Source organism: Thalassovita aquimarina, assembly GCF_018219815.1.
Classification (GTDB): Bacteria; Pseudomonadota; Alphaproteobacteria; order Rhodobacterales; family Rhodobacteraceae; genus Thalassobius; species Thalassobius aquimarinus.
In genome coordinates this window covers 88046-111479 of sequence record NZ_JADMKU010000005.1, presented here as the reverse complement: position 1 = coordinate 111479, position 23434 = coordinate 88046, and the positions used below count along the sequence as shown (strand labels likewise).

At 64.4% G+C, this 23434-nt stretch carries 20 protein-coding genes and 2 pseudogenes; 13 read left to right on the top strand and 9 right to left on the bottom strand.

What is annotated here, in order from left to right; all coding sequences use genetic code 11:
- Positions 1 to 40: 40 nt before the first annotated feature.
- Positions 41 to 751, top strand: coding sequence for a hypothetical protein (locus IT775_RS07585; protein ID WP_212700487.1), 711 nt, complete (start codon positions 41 to 43; stop codon positions 749 to 751).
- A 91-nt stretch (positions 752 to 842) separates the two neighbouring features.
- On the opposite strand, the gene trpS is transcribed toward IT775_RS07585, so the two are convergent.
- Positions 843 to 1889 carry a tryptophan--tRNA ligase gene (gene trpS, locus IT775_RS07580; protein ID WP_212700486.1) on the bottom strand — a complete coding sequence of 349 codons (1047 nt, stop codon included), beginning with the start codon at positions 1887 to 1889 and terminating at the stop codon, positions 843 to 845.
- Positions 1890 to 1962: 73 nt separating this feature from the next.
- Here trpS and IT775_RS07575 point away from each other — a divergent pair, with 73 nt between their 5' ends.
- Entirely contained in the window at positions 1963 to 2646 is a 684-nt protein-coding gene (locus IT775_RS07575) for a rhomboid family intramembrane serine protease (protein WP_212700485.1), read from the top strand.
- Positions 2647 to 2649: 3 nt separating this feature from the next.
- Here IT775_RS07575 and murJ read toward each other — a convergent pair whose 3' ends face one another.
- Genes murJ through IT775_RS07560 form a run of 3 tightly spaced genes read right to left on the bottom strand, consistent with a single transcriptional unit; the run spans position 2650 to position 8156 of the window.
- Positions 2650 to 4206 (bottom strand): murein biosynthesis integral membrane protein MurJ, encoded by a 1557-nt coding sequence (gene murJ, locus IT775_RS07570; RefSeq protein ID WP_212700484.1) that lies wholly within the window; start codon positions 4204 to 4206, stop codon positions 2650 to 2652.
- On the bottom strand, positions 4203 to 6968 hold the full coding sequence (locus tag IT775_RS07565) for a [protein-PII] uridylyltransferase (protein ID WP_212700483.1): 2766 nt from the start codon (positions 6966 to 6968) through the stop codon (positions 4203 to 4205). The genes murJ and IT775_RS07565 overlap by 4 nt, the downstream gene beginning before the upstream one ends.
- Before the next feature lie 18 nt (positions 6969 to 6986).
- Complete coding sequence (locus tag IT775_RS07560) at positions 6987 to 8156, bottom strand: penicillin-binding protein activator (RefSeq protein WP_212700482.1); 1170 nt, start codon at positions 8154 to 8156, stop codon at positions 6987 to 6989.
- An 87-nt stretch (positions 8157 to 8243) separates the two neighbouring features.
- Here IT775_RS07560 and rsmI point away from each other — a divergent pair, with 87 nt between their 5' ends.
- The 4 genes and pseudogenes from rsmI (at position 8244) to gshB (ending at position 10523) form a co-directional block, all read left to right on the top strand.
- Positions 8244 to 9101 (top strand): 16S rRNA (cytidine(1402)-2'-O)-methyltransferase, encoded by an 858-nt coding sequence (rsmI, locus tag IT775_RS07555; RefSeq protein ID WP_212700668.1) that lies wholly within the window; start codon positions 8244 to 8246, stop codon positions 9099 to 9101.
- 16 nt (positions 9102 to 9117) lie between these two features.
- A pseudogene (locus tag IT775_RS21565) lies at positions 9118 to 9333 on the top strand (YraN family protein); the annotation flags it as partial.
- Positions 9334 to 9355: 22 nt separating this feature from the next.
- On the top strand, positions 9356 to 9529 hold the full coding sequence (locus IT775_RS21560; RefSeq protein WP_343231121.1) for a PDDEXK family nuclease: 174 nt from the start codon (positions 9356 to 9358) through the stop codon (positions 9527 to 9529).
- A gap of 58 nt (positions 9530 to 9587) precedes the next feature.
- Entirely contained in the window at positions 9588 to 10523 is a 936-nt protein-coding gene (gene gshB / locus IT775_RS07545; protein ID WP_212700481.1) for a glutathione synthase, read from the top strand.
- Between the two features lie 24 nt (positions 10524 to 10547).
- On the opposite strand, the pseudogene IT775_RS07540 reads toward gshB, so the two are convergent.
- From IT775_RS07540 to cobU, 4 genes and pseudogenes are all read right to left on the bottom strand, one after another.
- Positions 10548 to 12030 (bottom strand): annotated as a pseudogene (locus tag IT775_RS07540) (YifB family Mg chelatase-like AAA ATPase).
- Positions 12031 to 12107: 77 nt separating this feature from the next.
- On the bottom strand, positions 12108 to 12791 hold the full coding sequence (locus IT775_RS07535; protein WP_212700480.1) for a glutathione S-transferase: 684 nt from the start codon (positions 12789 to 12791) through the stop codon (positions 12108 to 12110).
- A gap of 83 nt (positions 12792 to 12874) precedes the next feature.
- Complete coding sequence (locus IT775_RS07530; RefSeq protein WP_212700479.1) at positions 12875 to 13447, bottom strand: histidine phosphatase family protein; 573 nt, start codon at positions 13445 to 13447, stop codon at positions 12875 to 12877.
- A complete protein-coding gene (gene cobU, locus IT775_RS07525; protein ID WP_212700478.1) occupies positions 13444 to 13965 on the bottom strand; it encodes a bifunctional adenosylcobinamide kinase/adenosylcobinamide-phosphate guanylyltransferase in 522 nt (173 codons plus the stop codon). The genes IT775_RS07530 and cobU overlap by 4 nt, the downstream gene beginning before the upstream one ends.
- Positions 13966 to 14076: 111 nt before the next feature.
- Between cobU and IT775_RS07520 the strand changes: the two genes are divergently transcribed.
- The 7 genes from IT775_RS07520 to IT775_RS07490 all read left to right on the top strand — a co-directional run bounded on the left by IT775_RS07520 (position 14077) and on the right by IT775_RS07490 (position 21695).
- Complete coding sequence (locus IT775_RS07520) at positions 14077 to 14955, top strand: RNA polymerase factor sigma-32 (protein WP_212700477.1); 879 nt, start codon at positions 14077 to 14079, stop codon at positions 14953 to 14955.
- Positions 14952 to 15758 carry a ChaN family lipoprotein gene (locus tag IT775_RS07515; protein ID WP_212700476.1) on the top strand — a complete coding sequence of 269 codons (807 nt, stop codon included), beginning with the start codon at positions 14952 to 14954 and terminating at the stop codon, positions 15756 to 15758. The genes IT775_RS07520 and IT775_RS07515 overlap by 4 nt, the downstream gene beginning before the upstream one ends.
- Before the next feature lie 65 nt (positions 15759 to 15823).
- Positions 15824 to 17023 (top strand): bifunctional phosphopantothenoylcysteine decarboxylase/phosphopantothenate--cysteine ligase CoaBC, encoded by a 1200-nt coding sequence (gene coaBC / locus IT775_RS07510; RefSeq protein WP_212700475.1) that lies wholly within the window; start codon positions 15824 to 15826, stop codon positions 17021 to 17023.
- 1 nt (position 17024) lies between these two features.
- The gene (gene dut / locus IT775_RS07505; RefSeq protein WP_212700474.1) at positions 17025 to 17489 is read left to right on the top strand and encodes a dUTP diphosphatase; all 465 of its coding nucleotides are present in this window, start codon (positions 17025 to 17027) and stop codon (positions 17487 to 17489) included.
- Positions 17489 to 18526, top strand: a complete 1038-nt coding sequence (locus IT775_RS07500; protein WP_212700473.1) for a HesA/MoeB/ThiF family protein — start codon at positions 17489 to 17491, stop codon at positions 18524 to 18526. The genes dut and IT775_RS07500 overlap by 1 nt, the downstream gene beginning before the upstream one ends.
- Before the next feature lie 56 nt (positions 18527 to 18582).
- Positions 18583 to 20595, top strand: a complete 2013-nt coding sequence (locus tag IT775_RS07495) for a M3 family metallopeptidase (RefSeq protein WP_212700472.1) — start codon at positions 18583 to 18585, stop codon at positions 20593 to 20595.
- Positions 20592 to 21695 carry an NAD(P)/FAD-dependent oxidoreductase gene (locus tag IT775_RS07490; protein WP_212700471.1) on the top strand — a complete coding sequence of 368 codons (1104 nt, stop codon included), beginning with the start codon at positions 20592 to 20594 and terminating at the stop codon, positions 21693 to 21695. The genes IT775_RS07495 and IT775_RS07490 overlap by 4 nt, the downstream gene beginning before the upstream one ends.
- A gap of 104 nt (positions 21696 to 21799) precedes the next feature.
- Here the strand turns inward: IT775_RS07490 and IT775_RS07485 are convergent, their stop codons facing one another.
- A complete protein-coding gene (locus IT775_RS07485) occupies positions 21800 to 23296 on the bottom strand; it encodes a phosphomannomutase/phosphoglucomutase (RefSeq protein ID WP_212700470.1) in 1497 nt (498 codons plus the stop codon).
- Between the last annotated feature and the right edge of the window lie 138 nt (positions 23297 to 23434).

Sequence of the window (23434 nt, the reverse complement as noted above, 5' to 3'; positions counted from 1 at the left end):
CATGGGGGGCAGCGCCTTGGGCCGCTTGAGGATGTTTGAAATGAAGAACGTGATTGCGGCGGTCATGCTGGGGACGATCCTGTCGGGTCCGGTCCTGGCCGGGCCGGTCGGTGAATTCAAAACGACCTATCGCGAAACCTACGCGCGCTACCGCGCGGCGCTGTTCCAGACCAATACCGGGCAGGCGGAGGCCTTGGCCAAAGCGATGACGGCCTTCGCCGGAGCGTGGGACGCATTCGCCGGGCGCTACGGCGAAACGCCGCCGCCGACGTTTTCCGAGGATCCCGCATGGTCGGACACGATGTCGGCCGTGTCGGCGGCGATCCGGCGGGCCGGCGAACAGGTCGCGGCGGGGGAACTGCCCGCGGCGCACGAGACGCTGGAACGGGTGCGTGACCTGCTGGGCGAGATGCATGCGCGCAACGGGATCGAAACCTTTTCGGACCGGATGAACGCCTATCACGCGGCGATGGAACAAGTGCTGGTAATGGACCTGTCGGTGCTGGATGCGGACACGCTCGGCCTGCTGCGCGAACGGGCGGCCGTCTTGTCCTTTCTGGCCGGGGACCTTCTGGCGCGACCGCCGAAGGACGCGGCGGGGAATGCGGATTATGCGAAACTGTCCAAGGCCTTCGAGGCGTCCGTCGCAGCGGTTCTGGACGCCGCCCGCGCCGGCGACCGGGAGGCGGTCCGCGCCGCCGTGGCGGGGCTGAAGAAACCCTATGCCAGGTTGTTTGTGAAATTCGGATGAGGCGGAGGGGGCGGTCTGCCCACTCTTGGCCTGCGGCCAATTCACCCCCGAGGATATTTTTCGAAAAGAAGAAGGCCCCGGGGGGAAGGGATCACGACCGGATCATGCCGACGATGTCGTAGGTCTTCTGCAGGATCGGCGTGGCGATTTCGCGCGCCCGTTCGGCGCCACGACCGAGGATGCGGTCGATTTCGCCCTGATCCTGCATCAACCGAGACATCTCGGTCGAGATCGGTGACAGCTTGGCCACGGCGAGATCGGCAAGCGACGGCTTGAACGTGCCGAATTGCTGACCGGCATGTTCGGCGATCACTTGTTCGGGTGTCAGATCGGCAAGCGCCGCGTAGATGTTAACGAGGTTCATGGCCTCGGGGCGGTCCTGTAGCCCTTCGAGGCTGTCGGGAAGCGGATCGGGATCGGTCTTGGCCTTGCGGATCTTCTTGGCGATGGCGTCGGCGTCGTCGGTCAGGTTGATCCGGCTCATGTCCGAGGGGTCCGATTTCGACATCTTCTTGGTGCCGTCGCGGAACGACATCACGCGGGTCGCCGCGCCCTCGATCACCGGTTCGGTGATGGGGAAGAAATCGACGCCGTAGTCGTGATTGAACTTGGTGGCGATGTCGCGGGTTAGTTCAAGATGCTGTTTCTGGTCCTCGCCCACGGGCACGTGGGTGGCGTGGTAGACCAGGATGTCGGCGGCCATCAGCGCCGGGTAGGCGAACAGGCCCAGCGAGGCGTTCTGCGCGTTCTTGCCGGCCTTGTCCTTGAACTGAGTCATACGCTGCATCCAGCCCATCCGGGCGACGCAGTTGAAGATCCACGCCATCTGGGTGTGTTCGGGCACCTGGCTCTGGTTGAACAGGATCGATTTTTCCGGATCGACGCCGGCGGCGATGAACCCGGCGCAAAGCTCGCGGGTGGCGCGGGCCAGGTCGGCGGGGTCTTGCCAGACGGTGATCGCGTGCAGGTCGACCATGCAGTAGATCGATTCGATGCCCTGTTCCTGGGCGTCGGCAAAGCGCTTGAGTGCGCCGAGATAGTTGCCCAGGTGCAGGTTGCCTGAGGGCTGGATGCCCGAAAACACGCGCGGGGTGAAAGCGGCGTTCGGGGTGGATTGCGTTTGGACCGCATCCGACATGGGTGTATCTCCGTCTGGATTTATCAGTGCGGCTGGCTTACCCATGCCCCAATGCCCCGTCAAGGAGAGCCCGATGAGCAGTGACAATATGAGCCCCGTGAATCCCCTGCCGCCCGTCGTGACGGCACTGTTCCTGGTGATCATCGGGATCGAGGCGGTTCTCCAGCTGGGCGCGCGCGGCATCCTGGGCGGTGCCGACGCGGTGGGCTGGCGGCTTGAGGCGGTGCAGCGCTATGCGTTTTCCGGCGAGATCTTCGATTGGATGGTGGCGAATGGGCGCTGGCCGGCCGAACACGTGATCCGGCTCCTGTCCTACGCCTTGATCCATGTCAGTTTCACCCAGGCGCTTTTCGCCGGGGTGATGGTGCTGGCCCTGGGCAAGATGGTCGGCGAGGTGTTCAGCCAGTTGGCGGTTCTGGCGGTGTTCGTGCTTTCTGCCGTGACCGGGGCGCTGGCCTATGGGCTGCTGGTGGATTCGCGGGTTCCTCTGATCGGGGCGTTTCCCGGCGCCTATGGTCTGATCGGGGCCTTCACTTACCTGCTGTGGCTGCGGCTGGGGCAGCTGGGCGAGACGCAGACACGGGCGTTTTCCCTGATCGGATTTCTGATGGGGATCCAGTTGGTTTTCGGGCTGCTGTTCGGCAGTCAGCCGGATTGGGTCGCCGATATCGGCGGTTTCGTGTCAGGTTTCACGCTGTCGGTCTTCGTCATCCCGGGCGGTTGGCGGCGCATGCGCGACCGGCTGCGCCACCGCTGAGGATCACGATCTGCCGCCCCGGCGCATGGCGCGTTTGAATTCGCCCAGCTGGAAGGCGCCGATGAGGTGGCCGATGGCGAAATAGCCGACGATGCCGAGGACGACCAGAACGGCCAGCGCCGCGTAGCGGATGCCGGCCATGCCGAGAAACGGCGTGAGCAGCACGATGCCCGCCCACAGCAGCGCGCCCATCGCCAGGGAGGCCGCGATGATACGCAGGATCCGGGCGTGGAACCGCGCGTCGAACCGCGCCACGTCGCCGAAACCGCGTGCGCCCATCGACAGCAGTCCGACCATCACCCAGCCGGCAACGGTGGTGGCGATGGCCGCGGCGAGCCAGCCGATGGAGAAGGCCAGCCCGATGGCGATACCCGCATTCACCACCATGGCGACAAGCGCGTACCGGAACGGTGTGCGGGTGTCTTCGCGCGCGAAATAGAGCGGTTGCAGGATTTTCTGCATCACGAAGGCGGGCAAGCCCAGCCCGTAGATCGCCACCGCTTGCGCAATGGCGGCGCTGTCATCGGCGGTGGCCTTGCCGCGTTCGAACAGCACCGACACCAGCGGCAGCGGGATGACGATCAGCGCGACGGCGGCGGGGATGGTCAGGGACAGCGATATTTCGGCGGCGCGGCTCAGCGCGTCGCGCGATCCTTCCTCGTCGTTTTCCTTCAGCCGCCGCGACAGATCGGGCAGCAGCACGATGCCGATGGCGATGCCGACCACGCCCAGCGGCAGCTGGTACAGCCGGTCGGCGGTATAGAGCCAGCCCACCGCGCGGTCGAAGTAGCTCGCCACCTGCTGCCCCACCAGCAGGTTGACCTGCACCACGCCCCCGGCCAGAGCGGCGGGCACCGCGACCCGTACCAGGCGGCGCATGTCCGGCGACCAGCGCGGCCGCATCGGGGTCAGGATGAACCCGGCCCGCTTGGCGGCGATCCAGACCAGCACCATCTGTGCCACCCCGGCGACCGGGATCGTCCAGATTAGTGCCCAGGCGATATCCCACCCGGACACCACCGCCAGGGTCATCGCCCCGATCACCAGCATGTTCAGCAGCACAGGCGCTGCGGCAGCGGCGGCAAACCGGCCATGGGCGTTCAGCACCCCCGACAGCAGCGCGGCCAGCGATATGAACAGGATGTAGGGAAAGGCGATCCGCCCGAACACCACCGCCAGGTCAAACTGGTCCTGTCCGGCAAAGCCCGACGCCAGCCCGAAGATCAGCCAAGGCATGGTCAGCTGCGCCAGCAGCGTCAGCAGGATCAGGATCGACGCCAGCCCGGCAAAGGCTTGGCTGGCGAAAGCGTCGGCATCCTGTTCGCCCTCGCCCGCCAGCCGCTTGGAATATTGCGGGATGAAGGCCATGTTGAACGCCCCTTCGGCAAAGAAGCGGCGGAACATGTTGGGCAGCCGGAAGGCCACGACATAGGCCTCATAGGCCGGGCCGGTGCCGAGAAAGCTCAGGATCATCGCGTCGCGGACGAATCCCAAGATCCGGCTGGCCATGGTCCACATGCCCACGGTCAGGAAGCCGGATACCAGACGGATCGGTTTCACGATCTGGCCCTTTCCGCGCCTTTGTCGATGGCGGCACGGAGTTTCTTTTCGAGCGTCTTGCGGCGCGGTTCGGAATGGAACTTCAGCCCGAACATGTCCTTGACATAGAAGCTGTCCACCACCTGTTCTCCATAGGTTGCGATCACCGCGCTGGCGATATAGACGTTGTTGGCGGCCAGCGTCCGGGTCAGGTCGAACAGCAGGCCGGGCCGGTCGCGGGTATCGACCTCAATGATGGTGTAGATATCCGATCCTTCATTGTCGAAGGTGATCGAGGTCGGCACCCGGAAGGCGCGTTCGCGTTTCTTGATCTTGTCGCGGGACCGCATCGCTTCGGAGGTCTTGATTTCGCCCAGCAGGGTCTTGTGGATCATCTGGGTCAGGCGCGGCAGGCGCGATTCCTCGAACGGATGGCCGTCGGCGTCCTGGATCCAGAACACAGCGGTCGCGTAGCCGTCCTTCGACGTATAGGTGCGGGCGTCGACGACATTGGCCCCGACCAGCGCCAGCGCGCCGGCCAGGCGCGAAAAGATGCCCGGATGGTCGACCAGCGCGAAACAGGCGCGGGTGGCGTCCCGGTCTTCGTCCGGGTGCAGGTCGATGCGCACCTCGTCGGTGGGGATGTCGCGCAGCAGGTTGGCGAAGATCACATGGGTGTTGGTGTCGAGCCCCTGCCAATAGGGCGGGTAATGCCGCCCGGTTTCGGCCCGAAGCGCCGCCGGGTCCCAGCCATCCAGCGCTTCGCGCAGGAGCTTGCGCGCCTCAGCGCCGCGGGTCTTACGGTTAAGCTCCTCAAGCCCGTGTTCCAACGCCACCGCGGTGTCGCGGTGCAGCTGGCGCAGCAGCACGGCTTTCCAGTTGTTCCAGGTGCCGGGACCGACGCCGCGGATGTCGCAGACGGTCAGCACGGTCAGCAGGTCGAGCCGCTTGCGCGTCTTCACCAGCTTGGCGAAATCGCGCACCGTGCGCGGGTCGGAAATATCGCGTTTCTGCGCCATGTCCGACATCAGCAGGTGATAGCGCACCAGCCATTCCACCGTTTCGCATTCGGATTTGTTCAGCCCCAGGCGGGGGGCGACCTTGCGCGCGATCCGGGCGCCGAGGATCGAATGATCCTCGGTCCGGCCCTTGCCGATGTCGTGCAGCAGCAGCGCGACATAGATCACCTTGCGGTTGACGCCTTCCTTCAGGATGCCGCTGACCAGCGGCAGCGATTCCACCAACTCGCCATGTTCGATTTCCGACAGGTTGCGGATGCATTGGATCGTGTGTTCGTCCACCGTGTAATGGTGGTACATGTTGAACTGCATCATCGCCACGATCGGTTCGAATTCGGGAATGAAGGCGGCCAGAACACCCAGTTCGTTCATCCGCCGCAGCGCCCGTTCCGGGTTGCCGTGTTTCAGCATCAGGTCAAGGAAGATGCGGCGCGCTTCCTTGTCGCCCCGCATCTCGTCGTCGATCAGGTGCAGGTTGGCCTTCACCAGCCGCATCGCGTCGGGATGGATCAGCATGCCGGTGCGCAGGCCCTCTTCGAACACCCGCAGCAGGTTCATCTTGTCGGCCAGGAAGGCGTCTTCGTCCTCGACCGCCAGGCGGCCATGGACGACCTTGTAGCCCTTCTTGACCCGCCGGGTGCGGCGGAAAATGCGTTCCAGCAGCGGTTCGCTTTTGACATGCATCGCTTCCAGCTTGGTCAGGAAGATGCGGGTCAGGTCGCCGGTTTCGGTGGCGTGGCGGAAATAGTCCTGCATGAAATGCTCGACCGCGCGGCGCCCGCCCTTGTCCTCGTAGCCCATTCGTTCGGCGACTTCGACCTGCAGGTCAAAGGTCAACTGGTCCGAGGCGCGGTTGGTTAGCAGATGCAGATGGCAGCGCACCGCCCAGAGGAAATCCTCGGCGTCCTTGAAGGTTTCGAATTCCTCCTCGGTGAAAACGTCCAGTTTCACCAGGTCTTCGACTTTCTGCACGTTGTGCAGGTATTTCGCGATCCAGAACAGCGATTGCAGGTCGCGCAATCCGCCCTTGCCTTCCTTCACGTTGGGTTCGACCACGTAACGCTGGCCGCCCTGGCGTTCATGGCGCTGATCGCGTTCGGCCAGCTTCGCCTCGATGAATTCCGGCGCGGTATTGCGGAACAGGTCGGAAGACAACCGGGCCGCCAGTTCGCCTGCCAGCGCCGCGTCGCCGGCCAGGAACCGGTGCTCCAAGAGCGCGGTGCGGATGGTGAAATCCTCGCGCCCGAGCTTCAGGCAGTCGCGGACCGTGCGCGAGGCATGGCCGACCTTCAGCCGCAGGTCCCACAGCAGGTAGAGCATGCTTTCGATCACCTTCTCGGCCCAGTCGGTGATCTTGGTCGGAGTCAGGAACAGTAGGTCCACATCCGAATAGGGCGCCATTTCCCCACGCCCGTAGCCGCCGACCGCGACGAGGCTGAGCCGGTCTTCGGCATCGCCGTCGGGGCGCGGGTGCATGTGCCGCGTCGCCACGTCCAAAGTGGCGATGACGATGCAGTCGGTCAGCCAGGTATAGGCGCGGGTGGTGGGACGGGCGGCAAAGGGATCGGCGCCGAAGGCCTCGGCGATGCGTTTCATGCCGGTTTTTCGCGCGTCCATCAGGATCGGCATCACGGCGGCGCGGATCGCGGCTTCGTCGCCGGCGCTTGCTGCTGCGGCGGCGATCCGCTGCATCACGGCGTCGATATCGAAGATGGCGTTCGCCGGACAGATCATCCTGTCCGGCGGATTTGGAAAGTTGGGCATGTACGATCTTCTGTTCGTTTAGAAGCCGGTTCCGGCGAAGCTGCGGGGGGCCGGATCGATCACCACCACCCGCTTGTTCTGGATTTGAGCGACCGCGAGGCCGCGTTCGTTGGTGCCGTCGCCGAGTAGGCGGAAAATGCCGTTGACGCCCTGGAAACCGGCGCCCTGGGTCAGGGCGCCTGCGGTCAGCGCATCGCTCTGGCCGGACTGGACAAGCGCGCCGATGGCGGCGATGCCGTCATAGGACAGCCCGCCGATCGCATGCGGCGCGGTGCCGAAGGCGGCGGTGTAGCGGCTGGAAAAGCGCTGGGTCATGGTCGGGTCGGGCAGTGCGAACCAGCCGCCCTGAACGCCGGGCAATTCCAGCGTCTGCGGCGGTATATCCCAGCGGGTCAGGCCGATATATTGCGTGGTTTCGGGATCGACGCCGGATTCGTCCAGCAACTGGGTCAGCAGCGGCAGCGCGCCTTCGGTCAGGGCGGTCAGGAATACCGAATCCGCCCCGCCGCGCACCGCGTCGCGGATCGCCGGGATCGCGTCGATGACGCCCTTCTGCGACCGTTCGTAGGGCACCGCGTTGACGAGTGTGGCACCGCTGCGGATGGCCGCGTTTTCGACGGCATTGCGGCCCAGTTGGCCGGCAACGCCATTGTCATGGGCGACCACGATACGGCCCTTGCCCTGCGCGGCGGCAAAGGACACCAGCCGGTCGGCGGTGTTCTGGAAGGTCGGCCCGAGGATGAACAGGTTGCCGCCGGCGATGGTGGTGTTGTTGGAGAAGGACAGCACGTTGACCCCGCGCGAGGCAACGGCGACGGCCGCCGCGTTGGCGGATTCACCGTAAACCGGGCCGAGAATGATCTTGGCGCCGTCATTTACCGCTTTGATCGCCATCGCCCGGGCCTGCGCCGGTTCGCCGGCGGTCGCATAGACCCGCAGGTCGATATTGACCCCGTCGAGGTCCGAGATCGCCAGTCGGGCCGCGTTTTCAAGGCTTTGCGCCAGCAGGTCGTCGCCGCTGTTCTGGCTGCCGCTGGGCACCAGCAGCGCCACCGGCACCGGTGCCGAGGTGTTGATCGAGGGACCGGTGCCGAACCCGGTCGGTTCACATGCGGCAAGAACGATTACGGACAGGAAAACGGCAAGCTGGGCGATTGCCTTGCGGGCGGCTTTGAAAACGGCGAACATAAATGAAATGACTCCTTGGTGACCGGCGGTGAAACCGCCTTGGGTCTTTGCCGGGAATAATAAACACAGTGAGGTTAGGGTCCAGTGGTGAATCTGCAACAGACAAAACTTGCGCCCGGGCTCTACCTGCTGGCGACGCCGATCGGCACCGCCCGCGATATCACGCTCAGGGCGCTTGATATTCTGGCCTCCGCGGATGTTCTGGTGGCCGAGGACACCCGCAGCCTGCGCAAGCTGATGGACATCCATGGCGTGCCCTTGGGCGACCGCCCGGTGCTGTCCTATCACGACCATAACGGCGCCCAGATGCGTCCGCGCCTGCTGACGCTCCTGGAGGAGGGCAAATCGATGGCCTATGCCTCCGAAGCGGGCACGCCGATGGTCGCCGATCCCGGTTTCGATCTGGCCCGCGCCGCGCGCGAGGCAGGCCATCCGGTGACCAGCGCGCCGGGGCCTTCGGCGGTGATCACCGCGCTGACCCTGGCCGGGCTGCCCACCGACCGGTTCTTCTTCGCGGGCTTCCTGCCCAATGCGAAGGGCCAGCGGCGCAGCGCGCTGGAAGCGGTCCGGGACGTGCCGGGAACGCTGGCCTTCTACGAATCCCCGAAACGGGTCGCGGCGATGCTGGCCGATGCGGCCGAGGTCCTGGGCCCCGACCGCGAAGCGGCCGTCTGCCGCGAACTGACCAAGAAGTTCGAAGAGGTGTTGCGCGGCACTCTCGGCGAATTGGCCGAAACCTGCAGGGAACGCAGCCTCAAGGGTGAAATCGTGGTGCTGGTGGACCGTCCGCGTTTACCGAATATTGGCGAATCTGACCTAGAAGTCATGTTGCATACGTTGCTGCAGGACCTCAGCGTGCGCGATGCGTCGGACCGGCTGGCGGCTGAAACCGGGCTGCCGCGGCGCAAGATCTATCAAATGGCCCTGAAGCTGGATCGCAGCTGACAGGAAAGGGTTTCAGATGGCGGTAGATTACGGACGGGAGCCTTTTTCGCCGTCTGCGCAAAAGGCGATGCGCGGGCAGGTGGCCTGTCTTTCGGGCCGGGCGGCCGAAGACCAGGTGGCTTCGGATTACCTGCGGCGCGGATATGTATTGGCAGAAACGCGCTGGCGCGGGCGCAGCGGCGAGGTGGATCTGATTTTTGCCGATGGCGACGGATTTATCTTTGTCGAAGTGAAGAAAAGCCGGTCCTTCGCCCGTGCCGCCGAACGCTTGTCCCCGGCGCAGATGCAGCGGGGACAAGCGTTCGGCGGCCGAGGAATACCTGGCCCATCGCGAACTGTCGCAGATGACCGACCTGCGTTTCGACGTCGCCCTGGTCGATGGCGCAGGCGCGATCGAGGTCCTTGAAAACGCTTTTGGGCATTTCTGATTTGCCCTTTGCGGATGGTTGCGCCATGTAAGTGGCGACATCGACGCGAGGGATGAAGATGAAAATCGCTTTTCAGATGGACCCGATCGGGCCGATCGACATCAATGCAGACAGCACTTTCCGGATCGCCGAGGAAGCGCAGGCGCGTGGACATGAATTGTTCTATTACACCCCCGACTGCCTGTCCTATCAGGAAGGACGGGTGATCGCGCGCGGCTGGCCGCTGACGGTGCGCCGGGTCGAGGGAGATCATTTCTCCCTGGGGGAAGAACAAGAGGTCGACCTGTCCGATTTCGACGTGGTCTGGCTGCGTCAGGATCCGCCCTTCGACATGTTCTACATCACCACCACGCATCTGCTGGAGCGGGTGCACCCGCACACGATGGTGGTCAACGATCCGTTCTGGGTGCGCAACTATCCCGAAAAGCTGCTGGTGCTGGATTTCCCCGACCTGACCCCGCCGACCACCATCGCGCGCGATCTGTTTACCATCCGTGCCTTCAAGGAAAAGCACGGCGACATCATCCTCAAACCGCTTTACGGTAATGGCGGTGCAGGGGTGTTCCGGCTGACCGAAAGCGACCGCAACCTGGCCTCTCTGCACGAGATGTTCACCGGGTTCAGCCGCGAACCGCTGATCGTGCAAAAATTCCTGCCCGATGTCAGCGCCGGCGACAAGCGGGTGATCCTTGTCGACGGTGAACCGGTGGGCGCGATCAACCGGGTTCCGGCGGAAGGCGAAACGCGGTCGAACATGCATGTCGGCGGCCGGCCTGAAAAGATCGGCCTGACCGAGCGCGATCTGGAAATCTGCGCCCGGATCGGGCCGCTTTTGCGTGAGAAGGGACAGATTTTCGTTGGTATCGACGTGATCGGCGATTACCTGACCGAAATCAACGTGACCTCGCCCACCGGTATCCAAGAACTGGAACGGTTCGACGGCACCAACACGGCGCAGAAGATCTGGGAAGCGATCGAGGCCAAGCGCGGTTGATCCACGGCGGCATGGCCGCGAGGATCACCCATCCTGCAGCGACAGGATGCGGTAGCTGATCGCCTCGGCCACGTGATGCCGCCGCACGGTTTCCGACGCTTCGAGATCGGCGATGGTGCGGGCCACCCGCAGCACCCGGTGATAGCCGCGCGCGGATAGGCCGAACCGTTCGGCCACCTTGCCCAGCAGGTCCTTGCCCTCGGCATCCGGGGTTGCGATGCGTTCCAGAAGTTCGCCCTCGGCCTCGGCATTGAGCGTCACGCCCTCGATATCCGTGAAACGGTCGGCCTGCAGCTGCCGGGTGGCGGCGACGCGATCCGCCACCTGCGCCGAACTGTCACCCGAGGGCGGCAGGTCGAGATCGGTATAGGCGACCGGGGGCACCTCGATCCGCAGGTCGAACCGGTCCAGGAGCGGGCCGCTGATCTTTCCCATGTAATCCTCGCCGCAATTGGGGGCACGGTTGCAGGCGCGTCCCGGGTCGGTCAGGTGGCCGCATTTGCACGGATTGGCGGCGGCGACCAGCATGAAGCGGCAGGGGTATTGCACATGGGCATTGGCACGCGACACCATGACGGTGCCGGTCTCGATCGGTTGGCGCAGGGTTTCCAGGACGGTGCGGGGAAATTCGGGAAATTCGTCCATGAACAGAACACCGTTGTGGGCCAGCGAAATTTCCCCCGGTTTCGCGCCGCGCCCGCCACCGACAATGGCCGCCATCGACGCGGTGTGATGCGGTTCGCGGAATGGGCGCACCCGGGAAATCCCGCCCTCGTCCAGCAGCCCGGCCAGAGAATGCACCATCGAGGTTTCCAGCGCCTCGGCGGCGGTCAGCGGCGGCAGCATGCCGGGAATGCGCGCGGCCAGCATCGACTTGCCCGATCCCGGCGGCGGCGATTTCCAGCGCCCGCTTGGCGCGTTCCTGTCCCTTCACATCGCGCAGGCAACGCCCGGTCCGGTCCGGCACCACCTCGCCCGGTTGCGCCGGGGTCAGGGGCGATTGCCCGGTATAGTGGCGTACAACGTCGGCCAGCCCCGGCGCCGCGATCACCTGGCAGGCGCCGACCCACGCGGCCTCGGCGCCCGACGCCTTGGGGCACAACAGCGTTCTGTCTTCCTCGGCCGCGGACATCGCGGCGGGCAGGGCGCCGATCACCGGGATCAGGGTCCCGTCCAGAGACAGTTCGCCCAAGGCGGTGGTGGTTTCGGCGGCATCGGCGGGAATGATTTCCAGCGCCGCCAGCAGCGCCAGCGCGATCGGCAGGTCGAAATGACTGCCCTCCTTGGGCAGGTCGGCGGGCGACAGGTTGATGGTGATCCGCTTCGACGGCAGCGCGATGGCCAGCGATCCGAGCGCGCTGCGCACCCGGTCGCGGGCTTCCGACACCGCCTTGTCCGGCAGGCCGACGATGGCGAAGGCGGGCAGCCCCGGCGTGACGGCGCATTGCACCTCGACCGGGCGGGCAGAAACCCCTTCGAACGCCACCGTGTAGGCCCGTGCAACCATGTAACCCCCGCCTTGAACCGGAAAATCAACGGTAACGGGGCAGCGCTTTAGGATTGGTTAATACGGATTTACCCTGTTCAGGCGCCGGGCCAGACCTTCGTCGGAAGGTCCATCGCGTAGGGCACCGGGTCGTAGGATTTCTCCAGCCCCGCCGCGCGCCAGCTTTGGAACGCGGGATCGGCAAGGGTGGTGGCGACATAGTAGCTGGCAACATCGCCGACCGGCAGGTCATAGCCGGCGATCCGCGCCGCAACCGGCGCATAGAAACAGTCGGCCAGCGAATAGCGCCCGAACAGCCACGGGCCTTCGGCGCCGAAATCCTCGCGCGCCTTGGTCCACAGTAGTTCCAGCCGGTCCAGATCGGCGCGCAGCGTGTCGGACACCGCGAAGCCCGCGTATTGATGCAAAAGCTGCATCGGGCATTCGGCACGCAGGACGGCGAAACCGGCATGCATTTCGGCCGAAATCCAGCGGGCGAAGGCGCGGGCGGCGGGGTCTTCGGGCCACATCTGCAATTCGGGATGGCGGCTGTTCAGTTCTTCCGCGATGGCCTGGGTTTCGCCGATCACCGTGCCCTCGGGGGTTTTCAGAACCGGCACCAGATGGGCCGGCGACAGCCCGGCGAGGTCCTGCTGAAACGTGCTGCTGTAAAGCCCGGCAAGATGGGTCTCATAGGGCAGGCCGAATTTTTCCAGCATCAGCCAGCCGCGCAAGGACCAGCTGGAAAAGCTCTGGTCACCGATATAGAGTTGATAGGACATTCCGTGATCTCCGATAAATGCGGTTCGATCCAGAATAGCCTTTAAAAATATATCACTAAATAAAATATTTGTTCGCGTATTAATCACAAATTTTGATTGAATCTCCGGGCCTGCCAACCCGTCCCGTCCCAGTGCAATTCCGTCAGGGACAGGTTGTCGATCCGGTGAGAAAACGCTTCGTAAGCGCCGATTTTCAGCGCTTGCTGCAACTGTGTCAGGATCACGCCGAAATGGGCGACGGCGACGATGTCACGGCCGGGATTGTCGTTGATCAGCCGTGATACGGCACGATCGACACGCGCGGTCACTTCGTGCCAGCTTTCGCCGCCGGGGGGGCGCACATCGCCGGGGTTTTCCCAGAACGACCGGATATGGGCGGTGTCCTCGACTTCGTCGAACCGCTTCAGTTCCCAGTCGCCGAAATGGATTTCCCGCAGGTCGGGATCGTGCGGCAGCCGTGAACGGTTGCCGGCGATGGCGTCGGCGGTTGCCACGGCCCGGATCAGGTCCGAGGACACCACCAGCGCGTCGCTCGGCAAGGCGGCATCAAGCCGGGCCAGTTGCGCGCTGTTGCTGAGGTCGGCGGGCAGGTCCGACCAGCCGACCATGGTCTTGGCATGGGTAGGGCCGTGGCGGACCCAGAAAAACCGGCTCATGGCAATTGTCCCTTCAGCGCCAGCGGCAGGCCGGCCATCACCGCGACGACAAGATCGGCCTTTTCGGCAATCCGGCGGTTCACCCGGCCCTGCGCATCACGGAACAGACGGGCAAGGGCGTTTTCGGGCACCACCGACATGCCGACTTCGTTCGTGACCACCACGATCGGGGCGCGGCAGGCGGTCAGGGCGGCGATCAAACGGTCCTCTTCCTGTGCCAGTTCCGACTCCGCCAGCAGGTGATTGGACAGCCACATGGTGGCGCAATCAAGCAGAACGATCTGATCGGGACGGGCCTCGGACAGGGGGGCGGCGACGTCCATCGGCGCCTCGACCGTATGCCAATTTTGGCCGCGCTGTCGTTGATGGGCCTGAATCTTGGCCTGCATCTCGTCATCCCAGGGCTGTGCGGTGGCGATGTAGATTCTGTCGTAACCGCTTTGAAACACGAAGTTTTCCGCCCAGGAAGATTTTCCGGACCCAGCCCCGCCAATCACCAAGGTCAGTTTATTCTGCATTTTCCGCACACCTTATTGTGATCTGGCGCATATTGCCGTGCGTATCATTCCCACATGTAATGAAACAAGACGTGGCGCCAAAGCGCCCGATAGATTTGTGGGGGAATTGGAATGGCACTTGATGCACCAAATGACGTCTCCCTGTCCCGCAAGGCCATGAAGGCCGAGCTACTGGACGCGGAAACTGAACGGCAACTGGCCTGTGCTTGGCGGGATCACCGGGACGAACAGGCGCTGCACCGCCTGATCAATGCCTATATGCGGCTGGCGATTTCCATGGCATCGAAGTTCAAGCGCTATGGCGCGCCGATGAATGACCTGATCCAGGAAGCGGGTCTGGGGCTGATGAAGGCGGCGGACAAATTCGACCCCGATCGCGGCGTGCGCTTTTCCACCTATGCCGTCTGGTGGATCAAGGCATCGATCCAGGATTACGTGATGCGCAACTGGTCGATGGTGCGTACCGGGTCGACCTCGTCGCAGAAAACATTGTTTTTCAACATGCGCCGGGTTCAGGCCCAGCTGGAGCGCGAAGCGCAGTCTCGGGGCGAGGAGCTTGACCGGCATCAGTTGCGGCAGGCGATTTCGATGGAAGTCGGCGTGCCCCTGCGTGATGTCGAAATGATGGAAGGCCGCCTGGCGGGATCGGACTTTTCCCTCAACGCGACGCAAAGCGCTGAGGACGAAGGCCGCGAATGGATCGACACGCTGGAAGACGACGGCGCCGACGCGGCCGAAATCATCGAGGATCAGCATGATATCCGGACGCTGCGGCAATGGCTGGTCGACGCGATCGGCAGCCTGAACGAACGCGAGCAATTCATCATCCGCGAACGCAAGCTGAAGGAACCGCCACGGACCTTGGAATCGCTGGGGATCGAACTTGGCCTGAGCAAGGAACGGGTGCGGCAGCTGGAAGCGGCGGCCCTGACGAAGATGAAGAAACGGCTGGAACAGGAAAGCCGCGAGGTGCAAGACTTTCTTCTATGAAGAAACCTTTGCTGTTTGCATTGACCCTGGCCGCGGTATCGGTGCTGCCGGGGACGGCTCCCGCCGGTCCTGTCGAGGACCTGCTGCGGTGGCGTGACGTCGTCATTCTTGGCGAAGTGCATGACAATCCCGCACATCACGAAACTCAGGCGCGTCTGGCCCGAGCGGTTGCCCCCAAAGCGCTTGTCTTCGAAATGCTGAGCCCCGACCAGGCGGGGCGTATCACCGATGACCTGCGCGCCGATCGGGAGGCGCTGGCCGACACGCTTGACTGGGAAAACAGCGGCTGGCCCGATTTCTCCATGTATTATCAGATCATGCAGGCCGCCCCGGAGGCCGCAATCTATGGCGCCGGGGTGCCGCGCGATGCGGCGCGGGCGGCGTTCGAGGCCGGCATCGTGGAAAGCTTCGGGGCCGACGCTGCGTCCTACGGGCTGGACCGGCCATTGCCCGACGATCAGCTTGAGGCAAGGCATGACCTGCAAAGGAAAGCACATTGCGATGCCCTGCCCGAAGACCTGCTGCCGAAGATGGTGGCGCTGCAGCGGCTGCGCGACGCCGAAATCGCCCGCACGACGCTTCGGGCACTGACCGAAACCGGCGGCCCGGTGGTGGTGATCACCGGCAACGGCCATGCCCGGACCGATTGGGCGGTGCCCGCCTATCTGAAACAGCTGCAGCCCGGCCTCGCTCTCTCCTCCATCGGACAGTCCGAGGATGGCAACGATCCCGAAGGCAGTTTCGACGCGGTGATCGACGCACCCTCCGTGGATCGTCCCGATCCTTGCGCTGCGTTCCGTTAAGCCGCTCTTGTCTCTCTTCCGCGACATGCATACTGTCCCGGACAAACGGGATTTGGGGGGATGAAATGCTGAGCGGAAAGCGCATTTTGTTGATCGTCGGCGGCGGTATCGCGGCCTTCAAGGTGCCGGAACTGATCCGCCGGCTGCGCGAACGCGGCGCGGCGGTCACCCCGGTCCTGACCCGCGCGGCGCAGGAATTCGTCACGCCCTTGACCGTGTCTTCGCTGGCGGGGGAAAAGGCCTATACCGACCTGTTCGACCTGACGGACGAGGCCGAGATGGGCCATATCCAGCTGTCGCGCGTGGCCGATCTGGTCGTGGTGGTCCCGGCCACCGCCGACCTGATGGCGAAGATGGCGGGCGGTCATGCCGATGACATGGCCTCGACCCTGCTGATGGCGACCGACACGCCGGTGATGATCGCGCCCGCGATGAATGTGCGGATGTGGCAGCACCCGGCGACGCAGCGTAACCTGGCGGCCCTGCGACAGGACGGCATCACCGTTCTGGGGCCGGACAATGGCGACATGGCCTGCGGCGAATACGGGCCGGGCCGGATGGTCGAACCGATGCAGATCGTCGATGCCATTGCCGGGGCGCTGTCCGCCGGACCGCTGAGCGGCAAGCGGGTGCTGGTGACCTCGGGGCCGACCCACGAACCGATCGACCCGGTGCGTTACATCGCCAACCGGTCCTCGGGCGCGCAGGGCACCGCGATCGCGGCGGCGCTCGCCGCGCTCGGGGCCGAGGTGGTCTTCGTCTCCGGTCCGGCCGACGTGCCGCCGCCCGCCGGTGTCACCGTGGTGCCGGTGGAAACCGCGAACGAAATGCTGGCGGCGGTACAGGACGCGCTGCCCGTCGACGCGGCGGTGTTCGCCGCGGCTGTGGCGGATTGGCGCGTCACGTCCTCCTCCGCGTCGAAGATCAAGAAACAGAACGGTCAATTGCCGGTGCTGGAATTCGCCGAAAATCCCGACATCCTTGCCACCGTCAGCCAGTTGGAAACCGGTCGCCCGGGGCTTGTCGTTGGTTTCGCGGCGGAAACCGACGATGTCATCGCCCATGCCACGGCGAAACGCGCCCGCAAACAGTGCGACTGGATCGTGGCCAATGATGTGCGCCCCGAAACCGGGATCATGGGCGGGGCCGAAAACGCCGTCATCCTGATCCGCGAAGACGGGATCGAGGAATGGCCGAGACTGAACAAGGCCGAGGTCGCCAAACGGCTGGCCATGCGGATCGCAGACAAGTTGGAGGAGACGTGAAATGGTGCAGATAGCGGTCATCTGGGATCAGGGGGCGGACCGTTCTGTCCCCTTGCCAAGCTATGAAACCCCCGGTGCTGCCGGGGCCGATATCCGCGCCAATTTCGCCCCCGATTTCCGCGAAGAGGGCATGACCATCGCGCCGGGGTTCCGCGCGGTGATCCAGACCGGGCTGCGCTTCGAGATCCCCAACGGGTACGAGGTCCAGATTCGCCCCCGTTCCGGCCTGGCGCTGAAACACGGGATCACCATTCCCAACAGTCCCGGCACCATCGACAGCGATTACCGCGGACCGGTGGGGGTGATCCTGCACAATGCCAGCAATCAACCCTTCCACGTCTCTCATGGTGATCGCATCGCGCAAATGATCGTGGCGCCCGTGGTGCAGGCGCAATTCGCCGTCGTCGAGGGGCTGAGCGATACCGAACGCGGCGCAGGCGGGTTCGGTTCGACCGGGCATAGCTGATGCTGTTGATCAGCGTCATGGCGGCGGCGATTTGGGGCATCGGCGCCGCGCTGAAGGCCCCATACGCGCTGCGCGGCGGCATGATCGGGCTGTTGTGGCTGGCCGTTGTGGCGCTGCATCTGGTGCTGCCCGACGGTCACGGGCTGCGCCAATCCACCGGCGGGTCGGCCGCACCCTGGCTGCTGCTGGGCGGCTTCGCCGCGCTGGCCCTGGTTTATCGTCAGGGGTTGGGCTGGGCGCGCAACCGGGCACAGCCGGAACCCGAACCGGAAAAACCCGCCGGCATCTTCAACGAAACAGAACTCAATCGCTATGCCCGCCATATCGTGCTGCGCGAAATCGGCGGGACGGGGCAGAAGAAGCTGAAGAATGCCAAGGTGCTGGTGATCGGGGCCGGCGGGTTGGGATCACCCGCTTTGCTGTACCTGGCGGCATCGGGTGTCGGCACCATCGGCGTGATCGACGATGACGAGGTCGACAATTCCAACCTGCAGCGGCAGGTGATCCACCGCGATACCGATATCGGCATGGCCAAGGTGTTTTCCGCCAAGGTCGCGATGGAGGCGCAGAACCCCTTCGTGGAAGTGCGTCCCTACAAGCGGCGGCTGGAGGCGGAAATGGCGGAAGACCTGTTCGCCGATTACGATCTGATCCTCGACGGCACCGATAACTTCGTCACCCGCTATCTGTCCAACGCAGCGGCCGCGAAACTGGGCAAGCCGTTGATTTCCGGTGCCCTGTCGCAATGGGAAGGGCAGGTCAGCGTTTTCGACCCCGCCACATCCGGCCCCTGCTACCAATGCATTTTCCCCGAAGCGCCCGCGCCCGGGCTCGCGCCGTCCTGCGCCGAGGCAGGGGTGATCGGGCCCTTGCCCGGCGTGGTTGGGGCGATCATGGCGGTGGAGGCGATCAAGCTGATCACCGGCGCCGGCGCCCCCCTGCGTGGCGAGATGCTGATCTATGACGCGCTGTGGGGCGAGACCCGAAAGATCGCGTTGAAGAAGCGCCCCGACTGCCCGGTCTGCGGCGGGCATTAGGGGGCTGGAAGTCGGAAAACATCGGGCCTACCTTGCCCTGCAAAGGAGACCCGTTCATGACCAATCCGCTTCTGTCCCATTGGGACACGCCGTTTGAAATCGCCCCCTTCGACCGCATCAAGGACGAAGATTTCGCCCCCGCCTTCGAAACCGCGCTGGCCCAGCACAACGCCGAAATCGACGCCATCGCGGCCAATCCCGAGGCGCCGACATTCGCCAACACCATCGAGGCGCTGGAAGCGGCGGGTGAGGCGATGGACAAGGTGCTGTCGGTCTTCTTCACCGTCGCCGGGGCCGACAGCAACCCCGAACGCGAAAAGCTGCAGCGCGACTTTTCCCCGAAACTGGCGGCGCATTTCGCGGCGATTTCGTCGAACAAGCCGCTGTTCAAGCGGGTGGCGGATCTCTGGGCGCGCAAGGACGACCTGGGGCTGAGCGAGGAACAGCAGCGGGTGCTGATGCTGACCCATCGCGGTTTCGTCCGCGCTGGCGCTGCACTGGAAGGCGAGGCCGACAAGCGGATGGCCGAAATCAAGGGACGGCTGGCCACCTTGGGCACCCAGTTCACCCAGAACCTTCTGGCGGATGAGCGCGAATGGTTCATGGAAGTGGGCGAGGAGGACCTTGAAGGGCTGCCCGATTTCGTCGTTGGCACGATGCGCGCGGCGGGCAGGGAAAAGGGCGTCGAAGGTCCCATCGTCACCACGTCGCGATCGATCATCACGCCGTTCCTGCAGTTTTCGCCGCGCCGGAACTTGCGCGAAAAAGCCTACAAGGCCTTCGTGGCGCGCGGGGCCAATGGCGGCGATCACGACAACCGTGATATCGCCGCCGAAATCCTGAAGCTGCGCGAAGAACGCGCCAAGTTACTGGGCTACGACAATTTCGCCGCCTACAAGCTGGAAACCGAAATGGCGAAGACACCCGACAAGGTGGAGGAGCTGTTGCTGGCGGTCTGGCAACCGGCCAAGGTGCGGGCAGAGGAAGACGCCAAGGTGCTTGAGGCGATGATGCACAAGGACGGGATCAACGGCGGCCTGGAGGCCTGGGACTGGCATTACTACGCCGCCAAGCGGCGCAAGGCGGAACACGATCTGGACGAGGCGGCGCTGAAACCCTACCTGCAGCTCGACCGGATGATCGAGGCCGCCTTTGCCTGCGCCAACCGGTTGTTCGGGCTGGAATTCAAACCGCTGGACGTGGCGCTTTACCACCCCGACTGCCGCGGCTGGGAAGTCACCCGGAACGGCAAGCACGTGGCGGTGTTCATCGGCGATTACTTCGCGCGCGGGTCGAAGCGTTCGGGTGCCTGGTGTTCGGCGATGCGGGCACAGGCGAAGTTCCCGAAAGTGCAGGCCCCGGTTGTCATCAATGTCTGCAACTTCGCCAAGGCCGACCCGGCGCTGCTGTCCTATGACGATGCGCGCACCCTGTTCCACGAATTCGGACACGCACTGCACCAGATGCTGTCCGACGTGACCTATGAAAGCATCTCGGGCACCTCCGTCGCGCGCGATTTCGTCGAATTGCCCAGCCAGCTTTACGAACACTGGCTGGAAGTCCCTGCGGTGCTGGAAGAATTCGCCACCCATGCCGAAACCGGGGAACCGATGCCCAAGGCGATGCTGGACAAGGTGCTGGGAGCGGCGAATTTCGATCAGGGATTCCAGACGGTGGAATATGTGGCCTCCGCCCTCGTGGACCTGGAATTCCACAAGGGTGCGGCCCCGGTCGACCCGATGACGATGCAGGCTGAGGTTCTGGAGCGGCTCGGTATGCCGAAACAGATCGCCATGCGCCATGCCACGCCGCAGTTCGCTCATGTGTTTTCCGGCGACGGCTACAGTTCGGGCTATTACAGCTACATGTGGTCCGAGGTAATGGATGCCGACGCCTTCGAGGCGTTCGAGGAAGCGGGCGATCCGTTCGACCCGGCAAAAGCCAAGGCGCTGGAAGCCCATATCCTGTCCACCGGCGGCTCGAAGGAGGCCGAGGATCTCTACACCGCGTTCCGGGGCCGGATGCCGGGGGTCGAGGCGCTGCTGAAAGGGCGCGGGCTGGCGGCATGACCCATGCGGATGTGGTCGTCATCGGCGGCGGCATTGCCGGGGTCAGCGCCGCCGCGATGCTGGCCGAACACATGTCGGTTCTGCTGCTCGAAGCGGAACCGCGCACCGGCTATCATTCGACCGGGCGTTCGGCGGCGATCTTCATCCGCAATTACGGCAACGCCACGCTGCGGGCGCTGAACGCGGTATCGGCCCTGTTCATGGAGGCCCCCGAAGGCGTTGCTGACAGTTCGCTGCTGTCGCCGCGCGGCGAATTGCTTCTAGCCGAAGAGGACGAAGTGGATGATCTGGAGGCCTATGTCGCCGGGGCGACCGGCATGGAGATGCTGAGCCCGGCGCAGGCGGTGGAACTGGTGCCGATCCTGCGTCCCGAACGTATCGCGCGGGCCGCCATCGAATGGGACGCGCAGGATATCGACGTCGACCGCATGCTGTCGGGATATCAGCGTCTGTTCACCACGCGCGGCGGCCGGATCGTCACCGGTGCGCCGGTGACGGCGATGCGGCGCAGCGGCGGCATCTGGCAGGTCACCGCGGACGGCACCGATTACGCCGGGCCGATCGTGGTGAATGCCGCCGGGGCCTGGGCTGGTGCGGTGGCGGAAATGGCCGGGGCATCGCCCATCGGTGTACAGCCGATGCGCCGAACGGCGGCGATCCTGCCCGCGCCCGAGGGCCATGACGTGCGCCGCTGGCCGCTGTTCGGCAGCGTCACGGAACGCTGGTATGCCAAGCCGGAGGCCGGCAAACTGATGGTCAGCCCGGCCGACGAGGACCCGGTCGAGCCGCAGGACGCCTGGGCCGACGACATGGTGCTGGCCGAGGGGCTGCACCGTTTCGAACAGGCGGTGACCGTGCCCGTCACCCGGGTCGAACACAGCTGGGCCGGGTTGCGCAACTTCGCCCCCGACCGAACCCCGCTGACGGGTTTCGATGCCCGGGCGGAAGGGTTTTTCTGGCTCGCCGGACAGGGCGGGTATGGCGTGCAGACCGCCCCGGCATTGTCGCGGCTGACCGCGGCGTTGATCGCGGGGCTCCGCCCGGAGGTGACGCGGGAGGTTGTCGCGGCGCTCGATCCGAACCGGTTCTTGCCCCGCTAGCGGGGCAGGGGGCGCCGCCCCCTCTTCGCGCGCGGCGCGCATTCACCCCCGGGATATTTTCGAAAAGAAGAAGCCGCGGTTCGGTCCTGCCGCGGGGGCTGCGGTTAGATCTTCTGGTCGTAGTCGCCGACCAGCGGTTCGGTTTTGATCACCGCGTCGATTTCTTCGAAGATGGCGCGCATTTCCGCTTCGCTGTTGCTGGATTCGCAGACCACCACCAAGTTTGGGGTGTTCGACGAGGCGCGCACCAGCCCCCAGGATCCGTCCTCCAGGATCACCCGGGCGCCGTTCACGGTGACGACCTCCTTGATCGGCTGGCCCGCGAACATGTCGCCGGCATCGGCCTTGGCGACGAGCTTTTCCACCAGCCGGTCGAGCACCGCGTATTTTTCCGTATCGGCGCAATAGGGCGACATGGTCGGCGTCGACCAGGTTTTCGGCAGTGCCTTGCGCAGGTCGGACATCTTCATGTCCGGGTTGCGGTCCATCAGCTTGCAGATTTCCACCGCCACCCGCATGCCGTCGTCATAGCCCCGCCCGATATCGCCTGCGAGGAAATAGTGGCCGGATTTTTCGAACCCCGCCAGCGCGCCCAGGGCATGGACCCGCCGTTTCATGTGGCTGTGACCGGTTTTCCAGTAATCGGCCTTGATGTCGTATTTCTGCAGTTCGGGATCGGAGGCGAACAGGCCGGTCGATTTGACGTCCGCCACGAAGGTCGATCCGGGATAGAGCTTGGCCAGGTCGCGGGCCATGATCACGCCCATCTTGTCGGCGAAGATCTCTTCGCCCTCGTCGTCGACCACGCCGCAGCGGTCGCCATCGCCGTCGAAGCCGAGCGCGAAATCGGCGCCCGACGCCTTCACGCTATCGGCCATGTCGTGCAGCATTTCCATCGCTTCGGGATTGGGATTGTAATTGGGAAAGGTGTAATCGAGCCGGTTATGGCTTTCGACCACCTCGACACCGAGCCGTTCGAAGAGCGCCGGCGCGAAGGCCGAGGCGGTGCCGTTGCCGGTGGCGCAGACGACCTTGAGCTTGCGGGTCATTTTGAAATCGCCGACCAGGTCGTCCATGTATGCGCCGAACACACCATCGACGGTTTCGTATGAGCCGCCCGGTGCCGGTTCGCCGCGGCCTTCCAGCACGATGTCGCGCAATTCGGACATTTCGTCCGGCCCGTGGGTCAGCGGCCGCTGGAAGCCCATCTTCACCCCGGTCCAGCCGTTCGGATTGTGCGAGGCGGTGACCATCGCCACCGCGGGCGCGTCGAGGTGGAACTGGCTGAAATAGGCCATGGGCGTGATGCACGGGCCGATATCCTTAACCCGGATGCCGGCCTGCACCAGCCCGATCACCAGCGCCTGTTTGATCGCCAGCGAATAGTCGCGGTAATCGTTGCCGACTGCGATCACCGGATCGAGCCCGTGCTTGCGCATCTGGGTGCCAATGCCGAGCCCGAGCGCCGTCATCCCCGGCAGGTTGATTTCATCGGGATACTTCCAGCGCGCGTCGTATTCGCGGAAGCCGGTGGGCGTAATCATCGGGTCGCGGAGGAATTCCCAGGTGTTGGGGGTGACGTCGGATTTGGGTTTGGACACGTTAAGGCTCACTTCGGATTTACGAATGCACCTGACTTGTATGCCCAGCATATGGCGGGAATACAACAAACGGGTGGTGATTTTTACGGCAGCAGGCGCGGAGCCGCCTGCCGATTGGGCAGGCGACCGCGCGTTCAG

What these genes read in the sequence shown, in the direction of transcription:
- IT775_RS07585 (WP_212700487.1), top strand. Translation starts at nt 41, where the DNA reads ATGAAGAACGTGATTGCGGCGGTCATGCTGGGGACGATCCTGTCGGGT.
- trpS (WP_212700486.1), bottom strand. Translation starts at nt 1,889, where the DNA reads ATGTCGGATGCGGTCCAAACGCAATCCACCCCGAACGCCGCTTTCACC.
- IT775_RS07575 (WP_212700485.1), top strand. Translation starts at nt 1,963, where the DNA reads ATGAGCAGTGACAATATGAGCCCCGTGAATCCCCTGCCGCCCGTCGTG.
- IT775_RS07565 (WP_212700483.1), bottom strand. Translation starts at nt 6,968, where the DNA reads ATGCCCAACTTTCCAAATCCGCCGGACAGGATGATCTGTCCGGCGAAC.
- IT775_RS07560 (WP_212700482.1), bottom strand. Translation starts at nt 8,156, where the DNA reads ATGTTCGCCGTTTTCAAAGCCGCCCGCAAGGCAATCGCCCAGCTTGCC.
- gshB (WP_212700481.1), top strand. Translation starts at nt 9,588, where the DNA reads ATGAAAATCGCTTTTCAGATGGACCCGATCGGGCCGATCGACATCAAT.
- IT775_RS07535 (WP_212700480.1), bottom strand. Translation starts at nt 12,791, where the DNA reads ATGTCCTATCAACTCTATATCGGTGACCAGAGCTTTTCCAGCTGGTCC.
- IT775_RS07530 (WP_212700479.1), bottom strand. Translation starts at nt 13,447, where the DNA reads ATGAGCCGGTTTTTCTGGGTCCGCCACGGCCCTACCCATGCCAAGACC.
- cobU (WP_212700478.1), bottom strand. Translation starts at nt 13,965, where the DNA reads ATGCAGAATAAACTGACCTTGGTGATTGGCGGGGCTGGGTCCGGAAAA.
- IT775_RS07520 (WP_212700477.1), top strand. Translation starts at nt 14,077, where the DNA reads ATGGCACTTGATGCACCAAATGACGTCTCCCTGTCCCGCAAGGCCATG.
- IT775_RS07515 (WP_212700476.1), top strand. Translation starts at nt 14,952, where the DNA reads ATGAAGAAACCTTTGCTGTTTGCATTGACCCTGGCCGCGGTATCGGTG.
- coaBC (WP_212700475.1), top strand. Translation starts at nt 15,824, where the DNA reads ATGCTGAGCGGAAAGCGCATTTTGTTGATCGTCGGCGGCGGTATCGCG.
- dut (WP_212700474.1), top strand. Translation starts at nt 17,025, where the DNA reads ATGGTGCAGATAGCGGTCATCTGGGATCAGGGGGCGGACCGTTCTGTC.
- IT775_RS07500 (WP_212700473.1), top strand. Translation starts at nt 17,489, where the DNA reads ATGCTGTTGATCAGCGTCATGGCGGCGGCGATTTGGGGCATCGGCGCC.
- IT775_RS07495 (WP_212700472.1), top strand. Translation starts at nt 18,583, where the DNA reads ATGACCAATCCGCTTCTGTCCCATTGGGACACGCCGTTTGAAATCGCC.
- IT775_RS07490 (WP_212700471.1), top strand. Translation starts at nt 20,592, where the DNA reads ATGACCCATGCGGATGTGGTCGTCATCGGCGGCGGCATTGCCGGGGTC.